Source organism: Aeromonas genomosp. paramedia, assembly GCF_023093515.1.
Taxonomy (GTDB): domain Bacteria; phylum Pseudomonadota; class Gammaproteobacteria; order Enterobacterales; family Aeromonadaceae; genus Aeromonas.
This window is the reverse complement of record NZ_JAAROG010000011.1, coordinates 1-18,720: the sequence shown is the minus strand read 5'-3', so window position 1 is coordinate 18,720 and position 18,720 is coordinate 1. Positions and strand designations below refer to the sequence as shown.

Sequence of the window (18,720 nt, the reverse complement as noted above, 5' to 3'; positions counted from 1 at the left end):
GGGGTAAGCATGTCTTCCATTCGTCTGACCCAGTACAGCCACGGCGCTGGCTGTGGCTGCAAAATCTCCCCCAAGGTGCTCGACACCATTTTGAAGAGCCAGATCCCGGGCTTTGACGATCCGACCCTGATCGTCGGCAACAGCAGCAAGGATGACGCCGCCGTGGTGGACATAGGCAACGGTCAGGGCATCGTCTCCACCACCGACTTCTTCATGCCCATCGTCGACGATCCCTTCACCTTCGGCCGCATCGCCGCCACCAACGCCATCAGCGACATCTATGCCATGGGCGGCAAGCCCATCGTCGCCATCGCCATCCTCGGCTGGCCCATCAACACGCTTGCGCCTGAAGTGGCCCAGCAGGTGATCGACGGCGGTCGTCAGGTGTGTCACGAGGCGGGTATTTCCCTGGCCGGTGGTCACAGTATCGATGCCCCCGAGCCCATCTTCGGCCTCGCGGTGACCGGCATAGTGCCGCTGGGTGCCATCAAGCAGAACGACACCGCCCAGGTGGGTGACGTGCTCTATCTCACCAAGCCCCTTGGCATCGGCATCCTCACCACGGCCCAGAAGAAGGGCAAGCTCAAACCCGAGCATGAGCAGCTGGCCCCCGAGGCCATGTGCACCCTCAACAAGATTGGCCAGCAGTTTGCGGCCCTGCCCGGCGTGCACGCCATGACGGACGTCACCGGCTTCGGGCTGGCCGGCCACCTGCTGGAGATGTGCGAAGGCTCAGGGGTGTGCGCCCGCCTCGACTTCAAGGCGCTGCCGCTGCTGGACGAAGTGGATCACTACCTGAATGAGGGTTGTGTGCCGGGCGGCACCCTGCGCAACCACGACTCCTATGGCCACAAGCTCGATGCCATGGACGATCGCACCCGCAACATACTGTGCGATCCCCAGACCAGCGGCGGCCTGCTGGTGGCCGTCGGTCAGGAAACCGAGGCCGAATTCCTCGCCATTGCCGAGCAGGCCGGGCTGAGCCTCTCCCCCATTGGCCGCTTGCAGGCTCTCGATGGCGCGCGCTTTATCGAGGTCATCCAATGAGTGCCCTGCGATTTGTTGCCCGGACGGTTCTGATCTCTCAGGGGGCTGCGCGATGAGTGAGCTGCCGCTCGAAACAAACCTGGCGCGCATCTTCCTGGAAGACGTGCCCCTCATCGATCTGCGCGCCCCCGTCGAATTCCAGGAAGGGGCCTTCCCCAACGCCGTCAGTCTGCCGCTGATGACGGATGACGAACGCGCCCAGGTGGGCACCTGTTACAAGCAGCAGGGTCAGGCGGCGGCCATCGAACTCGGCCACAAGCTGGTGGGGGGCGCCGTGCGCGCCGCCCGTATCGAAGGATGGCTGGCGCAGTTGCGCCAGCAGCCCGATGCCCTGCTCTACTGTTTCCGTGGCGGCCTGCGCTCCCAGACGGTGCAACAGTGGCTGCATGAGGTCGGGGTCACCCGCCCGCGGGTGGCCGGCGGCTACAAGGAGCTGCGCCGCTTTCTCATCGATACCCAGGAGAGCGCCAGCGCCCAGTGCCACTGGCACGTGCTGACCGGTATGACAGGCTCAGGCAAGACCCACATGCTGGCCGACATTGCCCAGTCGGTGGATCTGGAAGGACACGCCCACCACAGGGGCTCCTCCTTTGGTCAGTTGCCTGGGGGCCAGCCCAGCAACATCAACTTCGAGAACCGGCTGGCCATAGAGCTGCTCAAGCGCCGGCACAGGGGCGAACATGCCTTCGTGGTGGAAGACGAGAGCCGCCTCATCGGTCGCTGCGCCCTGCCTCTCAACCTCTATGAGGCCATGTGCCAGGCCCCCCTGGTGGTGGTAGAGGTGCCCCAGGAGGAGCGAGCAGAGCAGATCCGGGTGGATTACGTGCAGGATCTCTGGCAACGCTATCTGGAGATGTACGACAGCGAGACGGGCTGGCCGCTGTTTGCCGGCTACCTGACCGATGCCCTGGCCCGGCTCAAGCGCCGCCTCGGGGACAAGGATCACCGGGAGCTGGATGGCTTGATGCAGGCCGCCCTCCAGGAGCAGGCCAGCACGGGGGATACGGCGCTGCACCTCGCCTGGATCCGTCTGCTGCTGACCCGATACTATGACCCCATGTACCTCTATCAGCTGAACAACAAGCGCGAGCGGATCCAGTTTCGCGGTGACAAGCAGGCCTGCCTCGCCTACTTCGCCGAGCAGCACGCCCGTCAGACCCATCAGGAGAGTCCCACATGTTGAAGTTCGAGGTGATCCCGGTCACCCCTTTCGCCCAGAACTGTTCCCTCATCTGGTGTGACGAGACCCATCAGGCGGCGCTGATTGACCCCGGTGGCGAGGCACAGAAGCTGCTGGCGGCCATCGCCAGGCGGGGGCTGACCCTGACCCATATACTGCTGACCCACGGGCATCTGGATCACGTGGGGGCGGCGGCCGAGCTTCGCGAGAAAACCGGCGTGGCCATCACGGGGCCCCACAGGGAGGATGCCTTCTGGCTCGACATGCTGCCCCAGCAGAGCCAGATGTTCGGCTTTGCCCATGCTCCGGCCTTTACACCGAATGGCTGGCTTGAGCAAGGTGACAAGGTGCAGGTGGGGCGGTGCGAGCTGGAGGTCTATTTCTGCCCGGGCCACACCCCGGGACACATAGTGCTGCTCAGCCAGGCCGAGCGACTCGCCTGGGTGGGAGACGTGCTCTTTGCCGGCAGCATAGGCCGCACCGACTTTCCCCGTGGTGATCACGCAACCCTGATCAAGTCGATCACCGAGACCCTGCTACCCCTTGGGGATGACATCGTCTTCGTGCCCGGTCACGGCCCCAGCTCCACCCTGGGTCGCGAGAAGGTGAGCAATCCCTACCTGACACAGCCTATCTGGTAATCCCCCCGCTCCTCGCGGGTATCCCACTGGCTCTTGAGGCGCAAGATCTCCGGCATGATCTCGAGAAAGCAGGCGAGCAGCCGGGGATCGAAGTGCTGGCCGGCGCCATCGCGCATGGTGGCCAGCACCCTGTCCAGTGGCCAGGGCTCCTTGTAGGGGCGACGCACGCTCAGGGCGTCAAACACATCGGCGATGGCCACGATCCGCGATGCCTCGGGGATCCCCTCGCCGCTCTCGCCGGCGGGGTAACCCGAGCCGTCCCATTTCTCGTGGTGATGCAGGGCAATCTCCGCCGCCATGCGAAAGATGGGGGCGTCGGAGCGCCTCAGGATCTCGTAACCGATGCGCGGGTGACTGCGCATGATGACCCACTCCTCCTCGCTGAGGGGACCGGGCTTCTTGAGGATGTGATCGGGAATACCAATCTTGCCCATGTCGTGCATGGGGGCCGCCAGCTCCAGCAGATCCGACTGCTCCGGGCTCCAGCCAAGCGCGTCGGCCAGGGCTCGGGCATAGGCGGCCATGCGCCAGATATGTACCCCGGTGTCGGTGTCGTTGTAGTGACCCGCCTCGCTCAACATCACGATGGCGGTGCGATAGCTGCGCTCGAGCTGATCGAGACGCACCAGGGAGAGGTGGTTGCGCACCCGGGCGCGCACCGTGCTCGGGCAGACCGGCTTGTAGATGTAATCCACCCCACCCGCCTCGAACCCCTGGCTCTCGCTGTCTGCGTTGTCGCTCGCCGTGATGAACAGCACCGGGATACCGGCGTGGGCCGGATCGGCCTTGAGCCGACGGCACACCTCGTAGCCATCCATGTCGGGCATGCGCACGTCAAGCAGGATCAGGGCGGGCTCGTGGCGCCCCACGGCAGCCAGCCCCTCCTCACCCCCCTTGGCAAAGAAGAGGTTGTACTCCTCCTTGAGGATTTGCCGCAGCAGCCCGAGGTTGCTCGGCTCGTCGTCGATGATCAGCACTCGCGGTCGATTCATGGTGCAGGCTCCTCCCGATCCTCCAGATAATCCTCCAGCTTGCGGGTGGCGAACGGGATATCGAACAGCTCCAGGGCCGCACTTATCTCGCTCACCAGCTCGCCAGGCAGGTAACTCCTGGCCTGGCTCAGCGCCGGCTCAATCAGATCCAGATCCTCGCTCACCAGGGCCTGATGCAGGGCATGCAAGCACACCTCCCGCGCCTCCCCCTGGGCCAGCGGGGAGCTGACGGCGCCCGGCTCGCGCCCGGCATAGGTGTCGATGGAGAGTTGTGCCCGCTCCAGCGCCTCGAGGAAGGGAGCCATGAGCTGACTGGTGTCGCCCCCCTGCTCGATGGCCTCGTTCAACTCGGCGCTGATGCGCGCCACATCGGTGAGCGACAGGCTGCCCGCCACCCCCTTTATCTTGTGTGTCAGGCTCGCGGCCGCATCGGTCTCGTGCTGGGCGATGTAGTCCGGCAACACGGTGCCGACCGTCATGTAGTCATCGCGAAAACGGCGCAGGTACTTGAGATAGACCGAGGCTTCGCCCCAGTTGCGAAGTCCGGTATCGATATCAATGCCGGCCACCGGCTCCCGGGCGAGTGGCTCGTCGCTCACGGCGAGCGGCAGCACGATGTCCGGGAGATAGCGCAGCAGGGTCGCGATGAGCTGCTCCACATCGAGCGGCTTGGCGATGAAATCGTTCATGCCACTGGCCAGCGCCGCCTCGCGCTGATCCTTGAACACCCCGGCGGTGAGGGCCAGCACGGGAGTCTCCTCCCGTCCCGGCAGCTGGCGCAGGCGACGGGTCGCCTCATAGCCATCCATCACCGGCATCTGCACGTCCATGAGCACCAGATCGATGCGCCGCGCCGGATCGGCGAGACAAGCCAGGGCCCGCTCCCCGTCGATGGCGGTGATCACCTCTGCCCCCTCCCGTTGCAGCAGGCGGGTCGCCACCTCCAGGTTGATGTCGCTGTCATCGACCAGCAGTACCTGTACACCCGGCAGGCGCAGACGGCGCTGACCGCTCTCCAGCGGCTCCACGTGCTCGCGCTTCTCGTGGATGAGGCGTGCCACCGCGTTGTAGAGGCTGGAGCCGGTCACCGGCTTGTGCAACACCAGATCCACCTGCTCCGAACCGGGGCTGTGCATCAGCTCGTCCTGGGAATAGGCGGTCGCCATGATGATGATGGGTGAGCGCTCCTGCCGCTCGAAGGCACGGCGAATGGCCAGACAGGTCTCGAGCCCGTCCATGCCCGGCATGATCCAGTCGAGCAGGATCACGTCGAAGCGCTCACCCTGGTGCAACAGGTGGTGCAGCGCCTGCTCACCGGACTCCACCACCCGTGACTGCCAACCGAGGGAGCCCACCGTCATCGACAGGGCGTCGCGGGTCACCTGATTGTCGTCGGCGATGAGCAGCGAGATGTGCTGCAGACGCTCGTTCAAGGCCTCGGGCCGCTCCACCTGCTCCAGCCGGACACGGAACCAGAACTCGCTCCCCTTGCCCAGTTCGCTGGTGACGCCGATCTCCCCCCCCATCAGGTTCACCAGGCGGCGACTGATGGTCAGGCCAAGCCCGGTGCCCCCGAAACGGCGGCTGGTGGAGGAGTCTGCCTGGGAGAAGGCATTGAAGATGTTGGCCTGCTGCTCGGGGGGAATGCCGATCCCGGTGTCGCGCACCCGAAACAGCAAGGTGGCCATGCCGTCTTGCTCGGCTTCCAGCTCGACCTTGACCTCCACCTCCCCGCGCTCGGTAAACTTGATGGCATTGCCGGTCAGGTTGAGCAGCACCTGCTCGAGGCGCAGGGCGTCCCCAATCAGATGGGAAACCTGCTCGGGGGCGCTGCTCACCACCAGTTCGAGGTGCTTGCCGCCAACGCAGGTGGACATGATGGCCGCCACATGATCGAGCACCTCTTCCAGGCTGAATGGCACCCGCTCGAGCTCGAGCCGGCCCGACTCAATCTTGGAAAAATCGAGGATGTCGTTGATGATCCCGAGCAGCGCCTGCCCGGCCTGGTGGATCTTGCGCACCAGGGCATGCTGGCCATCGTCGAGCCTCCCCTGCTCGAGCAGGTAGGTCAGCCCCATGATGGCGTTCATGGGGGTACGGATCTCGTGGCTCATGTTGGCGATGAAATCCCCTTTGACCTGCGCCAGCCTGCCCGCCTCCTGCTGCGCCAGTTGCTCTCTGTGCCGGCTGCGCACCAGGGCGGCCACCCCGGCACCGAACAGCAGCAGCAGCATGGCGCAGGTGGCCGAGATGATCCCCCAGATGTGAGTGCGAATGGCCAGCAGCTCACTGCGTGGCACCAGGGAAGCGGCTTTCCAGATCAGCTGATCGTGATTCTGCGCCGGGTACAGGGTGGTCCAGCTCCACAGTCCGTCGGCAGACTCCATCTGGCCGCTCGATGTGTCCCAGAACGCCTGCCAGGCCTTGGGGGAAGCGTGCTTCAGGGTGAGATCCGGGCGCTCGAGCATGAAGCCCCACTCCTGGGACGGGTCCGGGCTGCGCAGCCAATAACCGTCCTGGTTGAACAGCATGGTGTGATCGGCCGCCTTGCCGCTGCTGTTGGCAAACTCCTTGAGCATGCGGGCGGCCTGCACGTTGATGAGCAGCAAGCCAAGATCTCGTCCCCCAAGGCGAAGGCGCTTGGCAATGCGGATCATGGGGTTGAAGGGGCGATCAATCACCCCGTGTTCAACGTTGAGATCGAGCGGGGAGACGTAGACTCGCTCCCAGGGCAGCGCCATGGCGTCGCGAAAATAGTAACGCTCCCCCTTGTTCTGCAGCTGGTCGTCCGCCACACGCTGCAGGCGCTGGCCCTGACGATCGATGCGTACCCGCTCCATGCCATCCGGGGCCAGCCAACGCACTTGGGCATAGTCGGGATTGCGGTGCATCAGGATGGTGAACTGGACGGCCATGGTGTCACTGTCATTGCGACCCGCCGCCTCGAGCAGGATGGGTTCTTCCGAGATGCTGCGCACATGGCGCAGCGGCACCGCCAGCTCGTCGTCAAGGCGGCCACTGGCGAGCGCCAGGAAGGTGCTCTCATCGCTGCGAACACGGTAGAGCTCGCGCTCGATCAGTGCATTGCCCAGCAGATAGCCCCCCGCCAAGACCAACAGCAGGATAGGTGAAAACAGCAGGAAATATGCCCGTACGATTCCCTTCATAACGGTCAACATCACCCCAAAAAAGTGGACTTGCCCGAGTACCTTGTGGACATCAGAGCACCACAACGGGTGTCCTGCTGTCAATCATGCCTTCAAGTAAAGACCAATAGTGCTGTTTGAGTATTTTATTTTTGTGGGTAAAAATGCTGTAAAAACAAAGAGGCCACCCGATTGGGTGGCCTCTTTACAGGAAAGTTCGTTGTCGATTAGACGCGAACGAAATCCAGGTGAACCAGCTTGTAGCGAACCGGGTGACGCTGGATAGCCTTCACGTTCACTTTGACTTCTTCACCGTTGATGACCAGGGTCAGCTCGGAGGAGTAGAACTCCGGCTTCTCTTGGGCCAAGATCAGCTTTTTGTGGTCCAGGGTAACGGACACAGCTTCTTTGCCTGCACCGTAAACGATGGCAGGAACTTGGTCAGCATGACGCAGGCGGCGGCTCGCACCTTTCCCCAGGTCAGAACGGACTTCAGCTTGGAATACGAAAGACATAGTGGTTATCTCTTTTAAGATGAATATATGGTGTTGACTGCGACCGGTCAGCACCTCGCAAAACGAGCGCGAATACTAGCATGGGCCCGGGGTGGATACAAGGGACGCACGACTCGCCATTCGCGCCTCCCCACAGCGGCATCGGATCTTATCCGAACGCGCCTCAGCGCCCCTGCTCCAGACGAGCAAACTGCTGCTGGCGCTGGGCCGGGCTCATGGCGTCAAACTGGGCCAGGGTCTCGGCCTTGGGGCAGTAGAGGCGCTGGCCCGTCTGTACCCTGATTCCCTTGCCCATCCCGGGGCGATTCTCCTCCACCAGCGCCAGCAGATAGCTGTAGGTATCAGTCCCGCTGCCCACCTGTGCCTGGAGCTGGCTGGCGATGCGCCAGAGCGTCTCCCCCGCCGCCACCTGGTGACAGACTAGCGACGCCCCTCCCGCCGCAGTCGCGGACAGGGTCAACGTGGTTCCCTCGGTGCCCTGGCCGAGGGTGGCGAGCTGCACGGCACCGCTCTGAGCGGAAGCCCCCAGGGGGATGGGCGCAGCCCGCCCCATCAGGTTGGCCAGCAGCGGCTCGCTCTGGGGCATCCGTCCCCTCCCCGCATTCGAACCCGGCAAGGAGAACTCGGCGATAAAGGCCGCCCCTCCCTGATCCTCAGGGGCGAGAGAGCCACTGGCGACGGGCTGCACGGCCGAATGGGGGGCCATGCCATAGGCCATCTCATCGATGCGCTTGAGCCTGGCCAGATAGGCCTTGGAGAGCTGGGCCTCCCCTTCAAACAGATCGAAGGGGGGCACCAGACGAGCGGGAAACAGGATCTGCCAGTGGCCGTTCTTCTTCTTTTGTTCGAGCGGCGGGAACTGGTTGCCCCGCCAGGCCACGAAGATGGGAGGCACGGCCCTGTGCACCGGGTAGTACTCCGGGTTGAGCTGCACCCAGGTTTGCTCCGCAATGGGCTGATAGCCGCTGATGTTGACCAGCGCAACCCCCAACCAGATCCCCAGCATATGACGGCCTCCCTTCCCTTCAAACCCGGTCTGTTTTCATTCTATCCAATAAAACAGATAGATAGCAGCTTAGCACTGGGCTATGGCGCTCTGCACCCGTTTATCCGAGATGGGGTAAGGTGTCCCCAGCTGCTGGGCGAAGAAGGAGACTCGCAGCTCCTCTATCATCCAGCGGATATTGGCCACCTCGGGGGGGATCGGCTGGGATTTCGGGATCTTGGCGAGCAGCGCCTTGTAGTCGCTCTCGACACTCTGCACCTTGAGCATATGGACCCTGTCCCGGTTGGGATCGATGGCCAGCTTCTCCAGACGCCGCTCAATGGCCCGCAGGTAGCGCAGCAAGTCAGGCAGCCGCTGCCAGCCAGTCTCGGTCACGAAGCCCTTGTGGATGAGGTTGCCGAGCTGCTGCTGGATGTCGGACATGGCAAAGGCGGTGTCGAGCTGCATCTTGCCCTTGAGCCGCTTCTTGATCTCATGGGAGAGGGTCAGCACGGCTTCCACTTGCCTGGCCACCTCTACCACCGCATCATTCAGCTCGGCGCGGACATACTCCTTGAGTGCCTCGAAACCGGCCTCGTCCCAGGCCAGCCCGCCATGCTGCTCGATGAGCTTGTCGCAACCACAGGCGATACAGTCGTCAATCAGCTCGGCCACCTTGCCAAACGGGTTGAAATAGAGCCCGAGCTTGGCCTTGTTGGGCAGCTTCTCCTGCAGGTATTTGATGGGAGATGGCACATTGAGCAGCACCAGTCGGCGCTGGCCGGCCCACATCAGCTGTTGCTGGGCCACCGGGCTCTCTACCAACTGGATGGAGACCGAATCTTTCTCATCCACCAGAGCCGGATAGGCTTTCACTTCAAAACCACCGCGCTTCTGGCTGTACTCCTGCGGTAACTCGCCAAAGCTCCACAGGGTGAGGCCGGACTGCTCGATATCATCGTCTGCCACCTGGGAGAGGGTCTCCTGCACCTTGCCGCGCAGGGACTCCTTGAGCTCCTCCAAATTTTTACCTTCCGCCACCTTCTTGTGTTTGTCGTCCACCACCCGGAAGGTGAGTTTCAGGTGATCGGGCACCGCAGCCCAGTCCCAGGATTCGCGGGGGACAGTGACGCCGGTCATGCGGCGCAGTTGGCGCTCCATCTCGTCCAACAGCGGCCCCTGTTCGGGATTGAGGGTGGCGAGCAGGGCGTCGGCGTAGTTCGGCGCTGGTACGAAGTTCTTGCGCATCGGCTTGGGCATCGACTTGATGAGGGCCACCAGCAGCTCATGGCGCAGCCCGGGGATCAGCCACTCGAACCCCTTCACCTCCACCTGATTCAAGAGTGGCAGCGGAATATGCAAGGTCACGCCGTCCGCCGCCTCCCCCGGTTCAAACTGGTAGCTCAGCTTGAGTTTGAGTCGCCCCTGCTGCCAGAAATTGGGGTAGTCGAGATCGCTGATGTGGGCGGCATCCCCCTTCATCAGCATCTCTTTTTCAAAGTTGAGCAGCTCGGGATCCTGCTTTTGCGCCTCTTTCCACCACTTGTCGAAGTGGCGGGCGGAGATCACCTCCTCCGGCAAGCGGGCATCGTAGAAACGGAACAAGTCCTCGTCATCCACCAGAATGTCGCGCCGACGGGATTTGTGCTCCAGCGCCTCCACCTCGGCCAACAGCTTGCGGTTATCGCTGAAGAAACGATGGCGGGTCTCGAAATCCCCCTCCACCAGCGCGCGGCGAATAAAGAGCTCGCGGCACAGCGCCGGATCGAGGCGGCTGAAGTTGATGGTGCGCTCGTTGACCAGGGTCAGGCCATAAAGCGTCACCTTCTCCTTGGCCATCACGGCGCCATTTTTCTTCGACCAGTGGGGGTCGCTGTGGTGCAGCTTGATGAGGTGGCCAGCCAGCGGCTCCACCCACTCGGGCTCAATCTTGGCGTTGATACGAGCGTAGAGGCGCGAGGTTTCTACCAATTCTGCGGCCATCACCCACTTGGGCGGCTTCTTGAACAGGCCCGAGGCCGGGAACAGGTGGAAGCGGCCGTTGCGGGCGCCAAGGAACTCGGGCTTTTCCAGATCCTTGTTGCCGATATGGCTCAAGAGGCCGGTCAGCAGGGCGCAATGCACCGTCTTGAAATCTGCCGGTTCATGGTTGGCCTTGAAGCCCAGTTCTTTGACCGTCTGGCGCAGCTGGAAGTGAATGTCTTGCCACTCTCGCACCCGCAGGTAAGAGAGGAACTCCTTCTGGCACATGCGGCGAAACGGATTGCTGCCAAGGAGATCCTGCTGCTCTTTCAGGTAGTTCCAGAGGTTAACGAAGGCGAGGAAGTCGGAATCCTTGTCTTCAAAGCGTCTGTGTTGCTCGTCGGCGGCCTGCTTCTTCTCCATGGGCCGCTCGCGGGGATCCTGGATGCTGAGGCCCGCGGTGATCACCATCACCTCGCTCAGACAGCCGGTTTGCGCCGCACTGATCACCATCTTCGCCAGACGCGGATCAAGTGGGATGCGCGACAGCTGACGACCGCTTTCGGTCAGCTGCAACCTGGGCTCCTGATCCCGGGTGCCAGGCAGCTCCTTGACCGCCTCCAATTCTTTCAAGAGGGTCAGGCCATCCTTGATATGACGCGACTCCGGCGGCTCGACGAAGGGGAAGGCCTCCATGTTGCCAAGGCCAAGCGCCAGCATCTGCAGGATGACGGAGGCCAGGTTGGTGCGCAGGATCTCGGGGTCGGTGAAGGCTGGACGGTTGTTGAAATCCTCCTCCGAGTAGAGGCGGATACAGATACCGTCCGCTACCCGGCCGCAGCGACCCTTACGCTGGTTGGCGCTGGCCTGGGAGACCGGCTCGATAGGCAGGCGCTGCACCTTGGTGCGCCATGAGTAGCGGCTGATGCGGGCAGTACCCGGATCGATGACGTAGCGAATGCCCGGCACCGTCAACGAGGTCTCCGCCACGTTGGTGGCCAGCACGATGCGCCGCCCGGCGTGTTGCTGGAACACCTTGTTCTGCTCGGCGTTGGAGAGGCGGGCGTAGAGCGGCAGCACCTCGGTGTCCCGCAGGTTGAGCTTGCGCAGGGCATCGGCGGTATCGCGAATTTCCCGCTCGCCGTTCATGAAGATAAGGATATCCCCCAGCCCCTCCCGGGCAAGCTCCTCCACCGCATCGAAGATCCCCTGCAGCTCGTCGCGCTCCTCCAACCCCTCGCTCTTGTCGCCGCTCTTTTTATCAGCAAACAGCGGGCGGTAGCGCACCTCCACCGGGTAGGTGCGCCCTGAGACTTCTATGATGGGCGCCTGGTTGAAATGACGGGAGAAGCGCTGGGGATCGATAGTGGCCGAGGTGATGATCACCTTGAGATCCGGGCGCTTTGGCAGCAGTTGCTTCAAGTAGCCCAGGATGAAGTCGATGTTGAGGCTGCGTTCGTGGGCCTCGTCGATGATGATGGTGTCGTACTGGGTCAGCATGCGGTCGTGCTGGATCTCCGCCAGCAGGATACCGTCTGTCATCAGCTTGATGTGGGTCTGCTCGCTCACCTGATCGGTAAAGCGCACCTTGTAGCCCACGTAGTGGCCGAGCTCGGACTCCATCTCTTCCGCAATGCGGGCGGCGACCGTGCGGGCCGCGAGACGCCGCGGCTGGGTGTGGCCTATGTAACCCTTGACCCCGCGCCCGAGCGAGAGGCAAATCTTGGGGATCTGGGTGGTCTTGCCCGAGCCGGTTTCGCCCGCGATGATCACCACCTGATGTTCACTGATGGCCTTGGCGATCTCCGCCTGCTTCTGGCTGACCGGCAGGTTGTCCGGATAAGTCACCTTCGGGACACCGGCCAGACGGGACTGGTAGCGCCCCTCGGCCACATCCAGATCGGCGGCTATGGTCTCAAGCACGGCGGCTTGTTTGCCCTCCGGCAGCTTCTTGACCCCGTGCAGACGGCTTACGATCCGACGGGCGTCGAGGTTCATGCAGGCAGAGAGACGGCGGCGCAGCGCCTCGATAGAGAGAGACAAGGTAGGAATTCCTTAAATAAGTGCCCAGAGGGGCCATATCGATTAGCTGGGAGCGATCCTAAAGAGCGAGCGGGGGCGGTGCAAGCCTTAAAGCGGCACCTGCCAGGTTCAAAGCCCCGGCGGGCAATAAAAAGAGCAGGCACCCGGCCTGCTCCCGATGATCCGGCAAAACCGGATCAGACCCTGGCCTGATGCACGAAGCAGGTACCAAGCTGGGCGTGAATGGCCTGCATCACGTTGTGGCGGCTGATCACCCCGAGCAGGCGACCCTCCTCCACCACGGGATAGATCTTCGGCTTCTGGCCCATCATCATCTCCGCCAGATCCAGGATGCTGGTGTCCGGCCCCACGGCCAGCACCTCCTTGCGCATCACATCCTTGACCTGGGCCACCTGTTCGCAGTGATAGGCCTCTTTCAACATGACGGCAATGCAGTCCTGCTCGGACACCCAGCCAATCAGGTGCCCCAGGCTGTCCACCACGGGGCCGCCGAGCTGATGGCTGTTGAGAAACTTGGTGACCGCATTTTGCACCATCATGTCCGCGCTGAACGTGATGGGCTTGGTCTGCATATAATCCCTTGCCTTGAGTGATTCCATGACGCTTCCCCCGACAGGCCTCCCGACGGGAGGCACGAGCCGGGCACTATGTCCAGCTCACTCCAAGCATAGCTGGTGCCTATCAGGAGATGGATTGCAGCAGCAGCAGCAGCTCGTTCTGGCTGTGGCAATCGGTCTTCTTGAACACCCCCTTGAGGGTGGAACGCACGGTTTCCACCTTGACGCCGCGAAGTTCGGCGATGTCGTTGCTGCTGTAGCCCTTGCTCATCAGCACCAGCAGCTCCTTCTCGCCAATGGTCAAGGGATAGAGGCTGGCCAGCGCCTCTATGTCCGGGTTGAAGGAGTGCTCGGGATCGCGCAATACCACTTCCACATAACGCTCGAAGCGACTGAGCCCGCTCATCAGGGTGCACTGGATCAGCAGGGGCCTGAGGTTGGACTGGCGGGGAATGGACATATAGGCGCTGGCGCCCGGCAGCAAATAGGCAAAGCCATTCAAGGTCTCCTTGAGCTGGCGTTGCTGCTCCTTATTTTGCAAAGAGAAAATACCATTGACCGCCCGCAGCTCGACGTTTTCATCGGCGATGCGGTTGAACGCCACATTGGAATAATGAATATGCCCCTTGTCATCTATGATGGCGCTGGGTTTATTATGGTTTTTCACCAGTTGCTGCAGCTGATAGTTCTGGGTTTCCAGGGCCAGCAGGTTCCAATAATGCTGGCTCCAGGCGGCCAGACCAGAATAGATCTCTGTCAACGAGGTAAGATCCCGGCTGCTGAAGTCATCCTGGGTGGCGCCGCGGTAACTGCACAGGGTGCTGAGACCCCGCCCCTTCACCCGGCAGACGCCACCCGCCGCAAACTGGGCACCGAAGCTGGCCAGCAGCCCCACCGAGCTGGAGATGGTATTGGCACTGACGATCCCCTGGCAGCCCTTGTCCAGATAATGATTGAACCACACATCCTGGCGATGGTGTTGCACATAAAATTGCTGCTGGGCCTCGGTCAGACCGCTGGAGAAGAGCTTTATTCCGTCGCTCTTGTCATCATCCCGCAATAAAAACAGGGATGAACTGCCGGACAGGTCGGCGCGAAATTGGTCCACCACCAACTTAATGTCAGAATCATTAATACCGCACTCGTATAACTGGCTGATATAGGGCGATATCCTTTCTTTCTCTAATGCCTTCACACCCGAACTCCTAATTCTTATTTTTATTGAAGTGGCATCTTACTCCGCAATGAGATACTCGAAAAGTAGTCAAATGAACAAAGGCTTTATGACCATTTCATAAATAGTTATAAGAAAGCCTCCCTCGATGAGGGCCGTGAAAATGTTTAAATCCGGGCTCAGGTTTTCCGCTTTTTTGGTCGTTATGGAAAAGCTTTATTTACCCGCTTCCTGCCTGCCCTTCCTGCCACCTCGCCTCTCTTGCCATGACTCTCCCTGCGCGGCCGCTCTGTCACGGCCAGAGAGCTGCTCACAGTGCCGCCATCGCCCTCTCCCATAGAAAAGCCTCATACGGATTCCATCCTCATCGAATGTTGCTTTTTGGTGTATTTATTGTTTCCATTTTAAGCTTGCGTCGATATTGTATATACAAATGTAGTCATCAAGGGAGTTGAACCATGTGGATCACAAGGAGAGGAAATGGAACCTGAACACGCACTTACCGCCCCTGCCCGCTCAGGGGCTGGCATCAAACTGCTGCTGACCAGTGTGCTCGGCATCGCCATCTTTTTCGTGCCCTTCGAGCTCGCGGGGCGCAGCACCATACTGGTGGATCACCTGGCGGGCTTCCTGATGGCGCAGCGCCCGCTCGCCCTGGGGCTCATCCTGCTGCTGATCGCCTATGGCGCCATCAGCCCGCTGCTGGATGGTCGCTGGCGCGCCCGCCCCATCGACAGGGTGCTGAGCCTGTTCAAGCTGCTCGGGCTGGGGCTGGCCATCATGTATGTGGCAGGCTGGGGCCCCGCCTGGCTGATGACGCCGGATCGCCTGCCCTTCCTCTTTGACAAGCTGGCCATGTCGGTGGGGCTCATCGTGCCCATAGGCGCCATGGCCCTCACCTTCCTGCTCGGCTTCGGCCTGCTGGAGCTCATCGGCGTGCTGATGCAGCCGGTGATGCGCCCCCTCTGGCGCACGCCGGGCCACTCCGCCATCGATGCGGTCGCCTCCTTCGTCGGCAGCTACTCGGTGGGCCTGCTCATCACCAACCGGGTCTTCCTCGCGGGCAAGTACACGGTACGGGAAGCCGTCATCATCGCCACCGGCTTCTCCACCGTCTCCGCCGCCTTCATGATCATAGTGGCCAAGACCCTCAACCTGATGGGGCACTGGAACTTCTACTTCTGGTCCACCCTGGTGATCACCTTCGTCATCACCGCCATCCTGGCCCGGGTCCCCCCCATCAGCACCATGGCGCACCAAGGCGAAACCGACGAGCCGCTGCCGGCAGGCATGAGCCGCTGGCAAGCGGCGCTCGCCTCCGGGCTCACCCAGTCCAGCCAGGCGGATCCCGTGCTGAGGCAGTTGCAGGACAACCTCAAAGATGGCCTCTACATGGCCGCCGCCGTGGTGCCCACCATCTTGTCCGTCGGCCTGCTGGGGCTGCTGCTGGCCCAGCACACGCCGCTGTTCGATCTGCTTGGCTGGCTGCTGTGGCCCCTCACCTGGCTGCTGGATCTGGGGGAGCCGCTGGAGACAGCAAGAGCGCTCTCGGCGGGGCTCGCTGAGATGTTCCTGCCCGCCATCCTGCTCAAGGATGCGGATCTGCTGGTGCGCTATGTGACCGCCGTGGTCTCGGTGAGTTCAGTGCTCTTCTTCTCCGCCTCCATCCCTTGCATCCTGGCCACCAAGATCCCGGTGAGCCTGGGGCAGCTGGTGGTGATCTGGCTGCTGCGCACCCTGCTTGGCATCCTGCTAGCGGCCCTGTGCGGCCGACTGGCCATGGCAACAGGCTGGCTCAGCTAGGTTGACGTCATATCAAGAAACAAAGCGCCATCAGGCGCTTTGTTTCTTTGTGCGTACTGGCAGCCGTCACCACATCGGCGACCTGTCATTCGAGCCATTGTCGCAGGGTCAGCGTGGCAAGATCCACGAAGGTGCGCAATCTGGGGGGCATGAAGCGCTGCCTGGGATAGACGAGATGGATGGGATCCGCCTTGCCATGCCATTCGGGCAGGACAGGCACCAGCCTCCCCTCCTCGCAGGCCTGGCGACACAGGTAGGAGGGTAACAGTGCTACCCCACCGCCGGCCTGCACCATGGTCATGATCAGGCCGACATCGTTGATCAGTGTCTGCCGGGCCAGAGAGACGGTCACACTGTTGGCGACCCCGTCGTGGAGTACCCAGGCCTCCTTGCCCAGTGGCGTGAACTGCAGGCAGGCATGATGCCGCAGCGCCTGCGGTGCATCTGGCATCCCGGCGCTGGCGAGGTAATCGGGGCTCGCAAACAGGGCCCAGCGCGCAATGCCCACCTGCTTGGCGATCAGCGTCGAGTCCTTGAGAGGGCCGGTGCGAATGGCCACATCGACGCCCTCCGCGACCAGATCCACGTAGCTGTTCATCAACACCAGCTCCACGTCGACCTTTGGCCACTGGCTGCGCATCTGCCCCAGGATGGACGACAGGATCTGGTTGCCGATGTCCACGGGAGCCGTGATCCGCAGCAGCCCGCAGGGCTCCTCCCGCGCTTCGGTCACCGCCGCCTCGGCGTCAAGCACATGCACCAAGCCGGCCGAGGCGTGGTCGAAATAGATCTGCCCGGCATCGGTCAGGTGCAACCGACGGGTGGTTCGCTGCAATAGGGTGACGCCCAGACGCTTCTCCAGCATGGCCACCCGATGACTGACGGTGGAGGTCGGCAACCCCAGCAGACGCGCGGCCGCGCTGAAGCTGCCGGCTTGCACCACCTTGACGAATACGACGACCTGATTGAAGTCCATTTTCCAACTCATTAGAAAGTGTTTTCTTATTTAACCATCTAGTCCGGTAAATGGCGACTTTCTACACTGTGTCCATTGATTCAACGGAGGCATTGAGATGAAAGAACTGGCATTTATCAAGCGCAGCAACGAGAGGCACTGGGTCGGCGATGGCTTCCCCGTGAGGAGCATCTTCTCCTACCAGGATATCGCAGAGGAAATGTCCCCCTTCCTGCTGATGGACTACGCGGGCCCGGCCAATTTCCCGGCCACCTCCCATCAACTTGGCGTCGGCCAGCACCCTCATCGCGGGTTCGAGACGGTGACCATCGTCTATGAAGGGGGCGTCTCCCACAGGGACTCCTCGGGGGGCGGCGGTACCATAGGCCCGGGTGACGTGCAATGGATGACGGCCGCATCCGGCCTTATCCACGAGGAGTACCACAGCCCGGCCTTTGCCCAAACGGGCGGCGCCTTCGAAATGGTGCAGCTGTGGGTGAACTTGCCCGCCAAAGAGAAGATGGCGGCTCCTGGCTACCAGGGCATCACCACCAACGAGATCCCTCGCGTGGCACTGCCAGAGGGCGCAGGAGAGGCTCGCATCATTGCCGGGCAGCTCGGCGATACCCGCGGCCCCGCCCGCACCTTCACCCCGATGAACGTCTGGGACATGCGCCTGAAGGCCCATCATCAGGTGACGCTGGAGCTGCCTCCAGGGCACACCACGGCCCTCTTTGTGCTCAAAGGCGCCATTCGACTCGGCAACCGCCACGCGGTCCGCACCGCCGAGCTGGCCGTCATGGAGCGCCGTGGCAGCAAACTGGTGATCGAGGTCGAGGAGGAGACCACGCTGCTGCTGCTCAATGGCGCCCCCTTAGATGAACCCATCGTCGGCCACGGTCCCTTCGTGATGAACACCCAGGAAGAGATAGTGCAGGCCATCAATGACTACAACAGTGGCCGTTTTGGCCAGATCGGACGCTGAACCTCAGCCCCAACAAATGGAGACTATCATGAGCAACCCAGCCAATTTCGGCGGCGCCAGACCCGTCCTCAACCCAGATGACGTTGCCATGCTGCTGATCGACCATCAGAGCGGCTTGTTCCAGACCGTGGGCGACATGCCGATGCCGGAACTGCGCCAGCGCGCGGCCGCCCTCGCCAGGATGGCGACACTGGCCAATATTCCGGTGATCACCACGGCATCTGTCCCGCAAGGGCCGAATGGCCCGCTGATACCGGAGATCCACGAAAATGCGCCGCACGCACAGTATGTGGCGCGCAAGGGCGAGATCAACGCCTGGGACAACCCCGATTTCGTCGCGGCGGTGAAGGCCACCGGCAAGCAGCAGCTGATCATCGCCGGCACCATCACCAGCGTCTGCATGGCCTTCCCTGCCATCAGCGCCGTCAACGCGGGCTATCAGGTGTTTGCGGTCGTCGATGCCTCGGGCACCTACTCCAAGATGGCCCAGGAGATCACCCTGGCTCGCGTGGTTCAGGCGGGCGTGGTCCCCATGGACACTGCGGCGGTGGCTTCCGAGCTGCAAGGCAGCTGGAACCGGGCAGATGCGATGGAGTGGGCCGCCATCTATACGAAGATCTTCCCCGCCTATCAATTGCTGATCGAGAGCTACGGCAAGTGTAGTGGTCAACTAAATCCGGACTCTCGGTTAGGCCGATGTTCGGCTTTTGCTGGCGGTATCCCGTCATTGTGTTG

The 18,720-nt window shown here is 62.2% G+C and carries 14 protein-coding genes; 6 read left to right on the top strand and 8 right to left on the bottom strand.

Annotated features, from left to right (window positions below; translation table 11 throughout):
* The first annotated feature begins 9 nt into the window (after positions 1–9).
* From selD to HB860_RS06610, 3 genes are read left to right on the top strand one after another with little or no spacing between them, the layout of a single operon-like run.
* Complete coding sequence (selD, locus tag HB860_RS06620) at positions 10–1,047, top strand: selenide, water dikinase SelD (RefSeq protein ID WP_247626125.1); 1,038 nt, start codon at positions 10–12, stop codon at positions 1,045–1,047.
* Positions 1,048–1,099: 52 nt separating this feature from the next.
* On the top strand, positions 1,100–2,230 hold the full coding sequence (gene mnmH / locus HB860_RS06615; RefSeq protein WP_247626124.1) for a tRNA 2-selenouridine(34) synthase MnmH: 1,131 nt from the start codon (positions 1,100–1,102) through the stop codon (positions 2,228–2,230).
* The gene (locus HB860_RS06610; RefSeq protein ID WP_247626123.1) at positions 2,224–2,868 is read left to right on the top strand and encodes an MBL fold metallo-hydrolase; all 645 of its coding nucleotides are present in this window, start codon (positions 2,224–2,226) and stop codon (positions 2,866–2,868) included. The genes mnmH and HB860_RS06610 overlap by 7 nt, the downstream gene beginning before the upstream one ends.
* On the opposite strand, the gene HB860_RS06605 is transcribed toward HB860_RS06610, so the two are convergent.
* The 7 genes from HB860_RS06605 to HB860_RS06575 form a co-directional block, all read right to left on the bottom strand.
* Entirely contained in the window at positions 2,844–3,860 is a 1,017-nt protein-coding gene (locus HB860_RS06605) for a response regulator (protein ID WP_247626122.1), read from the bottom strand. The two genes, HB860_RS06610 and HB860_RS06605, sit on opposite strands and share 25 nt — an antisense overlap.
* Positions 3,857–7,027, bottom strand: coding sequence for a hybrid sensor histidine kinase/response regulator (locus tag HB860_RS06600; RefSeq protein ID WP_247626121.1), 3,171 nt, complete (start codon positions 7,025–7,027; stop codon positions 3,857–3,859). The genes HB860_RS06605 and HB860_RS06600 overlap by 4 nt, the downstream gene beginning before the upstream one ends.
* A gap of 206 nt (positions 7,028–7,233) precedes the next feature.
* Positions 7,234–7,521 carry a 50S ribosomal protein L25 gene (rplY, locus tag HB860_RS06595; protein WP_041205748.1) on the bottom strand — a complete coding sequence of 96 codons (288 nt, stop codon included), beginning with the start codon at positions 7,519–7,521 and terminating at the stop codon, positions 7,234–7,236.
* A gap of 163 nt (positions 7,522–7,684) precedes the next feature.
* The gene (locus tag HB860_RS06590) at positions 7,685–8,527 is read right to left on the bottom strand and encodes a hypothetical protein (protein ID WP_247626120.1); all 843 of its coding nucleotides are present in this window, start codon (positions 8,525–8,527) and stop codon (positions 7,685–7,687) included.
* A 69-nt stretch (positions 8,528–8,596) separates the two neighbouring features.
* On the bottom strand, positions 8,597–12,511 hold the full coding sequence (gene hrpA, locus HB860_RS06585) for an ATP-dependent RNA helicase HrpA (protein ID WP_247626119.1): 3,915 nt from the start codon (positions 12,509–12,511) through the stop codon (positions 8,597–8,599).
* Positions 12,512–12,687: 176 nt separating this feature from the next.
* Positions 12,688–13,110: a CBS domain-containing protein gene (locus HB860_RS06580; protein WP_106886806.1), complete on the bottom strand. Its 423-nt coding sequence runs from the start codon at positions 13,108–13,110 to the stop codon at positions 12,688–12,690.
* 82 nt (positions 13,111–13,192) lie between these two features.
* Positions 13,193–14,263: a helix-turn-helix transcriptional regulator gene (locus HB860_RS06575; RefSeq protein WP_139434553.1), complete on the bottom strand. Its 1,071-nt coding sequence runs from the start codon at positions 14,261–14,263 to the stop codon at positions 13,193–13,195.
* Between the two features lie 459 nt (positions 14,264–14,722).
* Here HB860_RS06575 and HB860_RS06570 point away from each other — a divergent pair, with 459 nt between their 5' ends.
* Entirely contained in the window at positions 14,723–16,045 is a 1,323-nt protein-coding gene (locus tag HB860_RS06570) for a YjiH family protein (protein ID WP_247626118.1), read from the top strand.
* Between the two features lie 85 nt (positions 16,046–16,130).
* Here HB860_RS06570 and HB860_RS06565 read toward each other — a convergent pair whose 3' ends face one another.
* Positions 16,131–17,021, bottom strand: a complete 891-nt coding sequence (locus HB860_RS06565; protein ID WP_247626117.1) for a LysR family transcriptional regulator — start codon at positions 17,019–17,021, stop codon at positions 16,131–16,133.
* A 97-nt stretch (positions 17,022–17,118) separates the two neighbouring features.
* On the opposite strand from HB860_RS06565, the gene HB860_RS06560 reads away from it, so the two are divergent.
* Both HB860_RS06560 and HB860_RS06555 read left to right on the top strand, forming a co-directional pair.
* The gene (locus HB860_RS06560; protein ID WP_247626116.1) at positions 17,119–17,985 is read left to right on the top strand and encodes a pirin family protein; all 867 of its coding nucleotides are present in this window, start codon (positions 17,119–17,121) and stop codon (positions 17,983–17,985) included.
* Positions 17,986–18,013: 28 nt separating this feature from the next.
* A partial coding sequence (locus HB860_RS06555; RefSeq protein ID WP_247626115.1) for a hydrolase occupies positions 18,014–18,720 on the top strand: 707 nt, incomplete at its 3' end.

Bases quoted from the DNA above. Each gene is read 5' to 3' on its own strand.
- HB860_RS06560 (WP_247626116.1), top strand. From the start codon at position 17,119: ATGAAAGAACTGGCATTTATCAAGCGCAGCAACGAGAGGCACTGGGTC.
- rplY (WP_041205748.1), bottom strand. From the start codon at position 7,521: ATGTCTTTCGTATTCCAAGCTGAAGTCCGTTCTGACCTGGGGAAAGGT.
- HB860_RS06610 (WP_247626123.1), top strand. From the start codon at position 2,224: ATGTTGAAGTTCGAGGTGATCCCGGTCACCCCTTTCGCCCAGAACTGT.
- HB860_RS06590 (WP_247626120.1), bottom strand. From the start codon at position 8,527: ATGCTGGGGATCTGGTTGGGGGTTGCGCTGGTCAACATCAGCGGCTAT.
- HB860_RS06605 (WP_247626122.1), bottom strand. From the start codon at position 3,860: ATGAATCGACCGCGAGTGCTGATCATCGACGACGAGCCGAGCAACCTC.
- selD (WP_247626125.1), top strand. From the start codon at position 10: ATGTCTTCCATTCGTCTGACCCAGTACAGCCACGGCGCTGGCTGTGGC.
- mnmH (WP_247626124.1), top strand. From the start codon at position 1,100: ATGAGTGAGCTGCCGCTCGAAACAAACCTGGCGCGCATCTTCCTGGAA.
- HB860_RS06565 (WP_247626117.1), bottom strand. From the start codon at position 17,021: ATGGACTTCAATCAGGTCGTCGTATTCGTCAAGGTGGTGCAAGCCGGC.
- HB860_RS06570 (WP_247626118.1), top strand. From the start codon at position 14,723: ATGGAACCTGAACACGCACTTACCGCCCCTGCCCGCTCAGGGGCTGGC.
- HB860_RS06580 (WP_106886806.1), bottom strand. From the start codon at position 13,110: ATGGAATCACTCAAGGCAAGGGATTATATGCAGACCAAGCCCATCACG.
- HB860_RS06600 (WP_247626121.1), bottom strand. From the start codon at position 7,027: ATGAAGGGAATCGTACGGGCATATTTCCTGCTGTTTTCACCTATCCTG.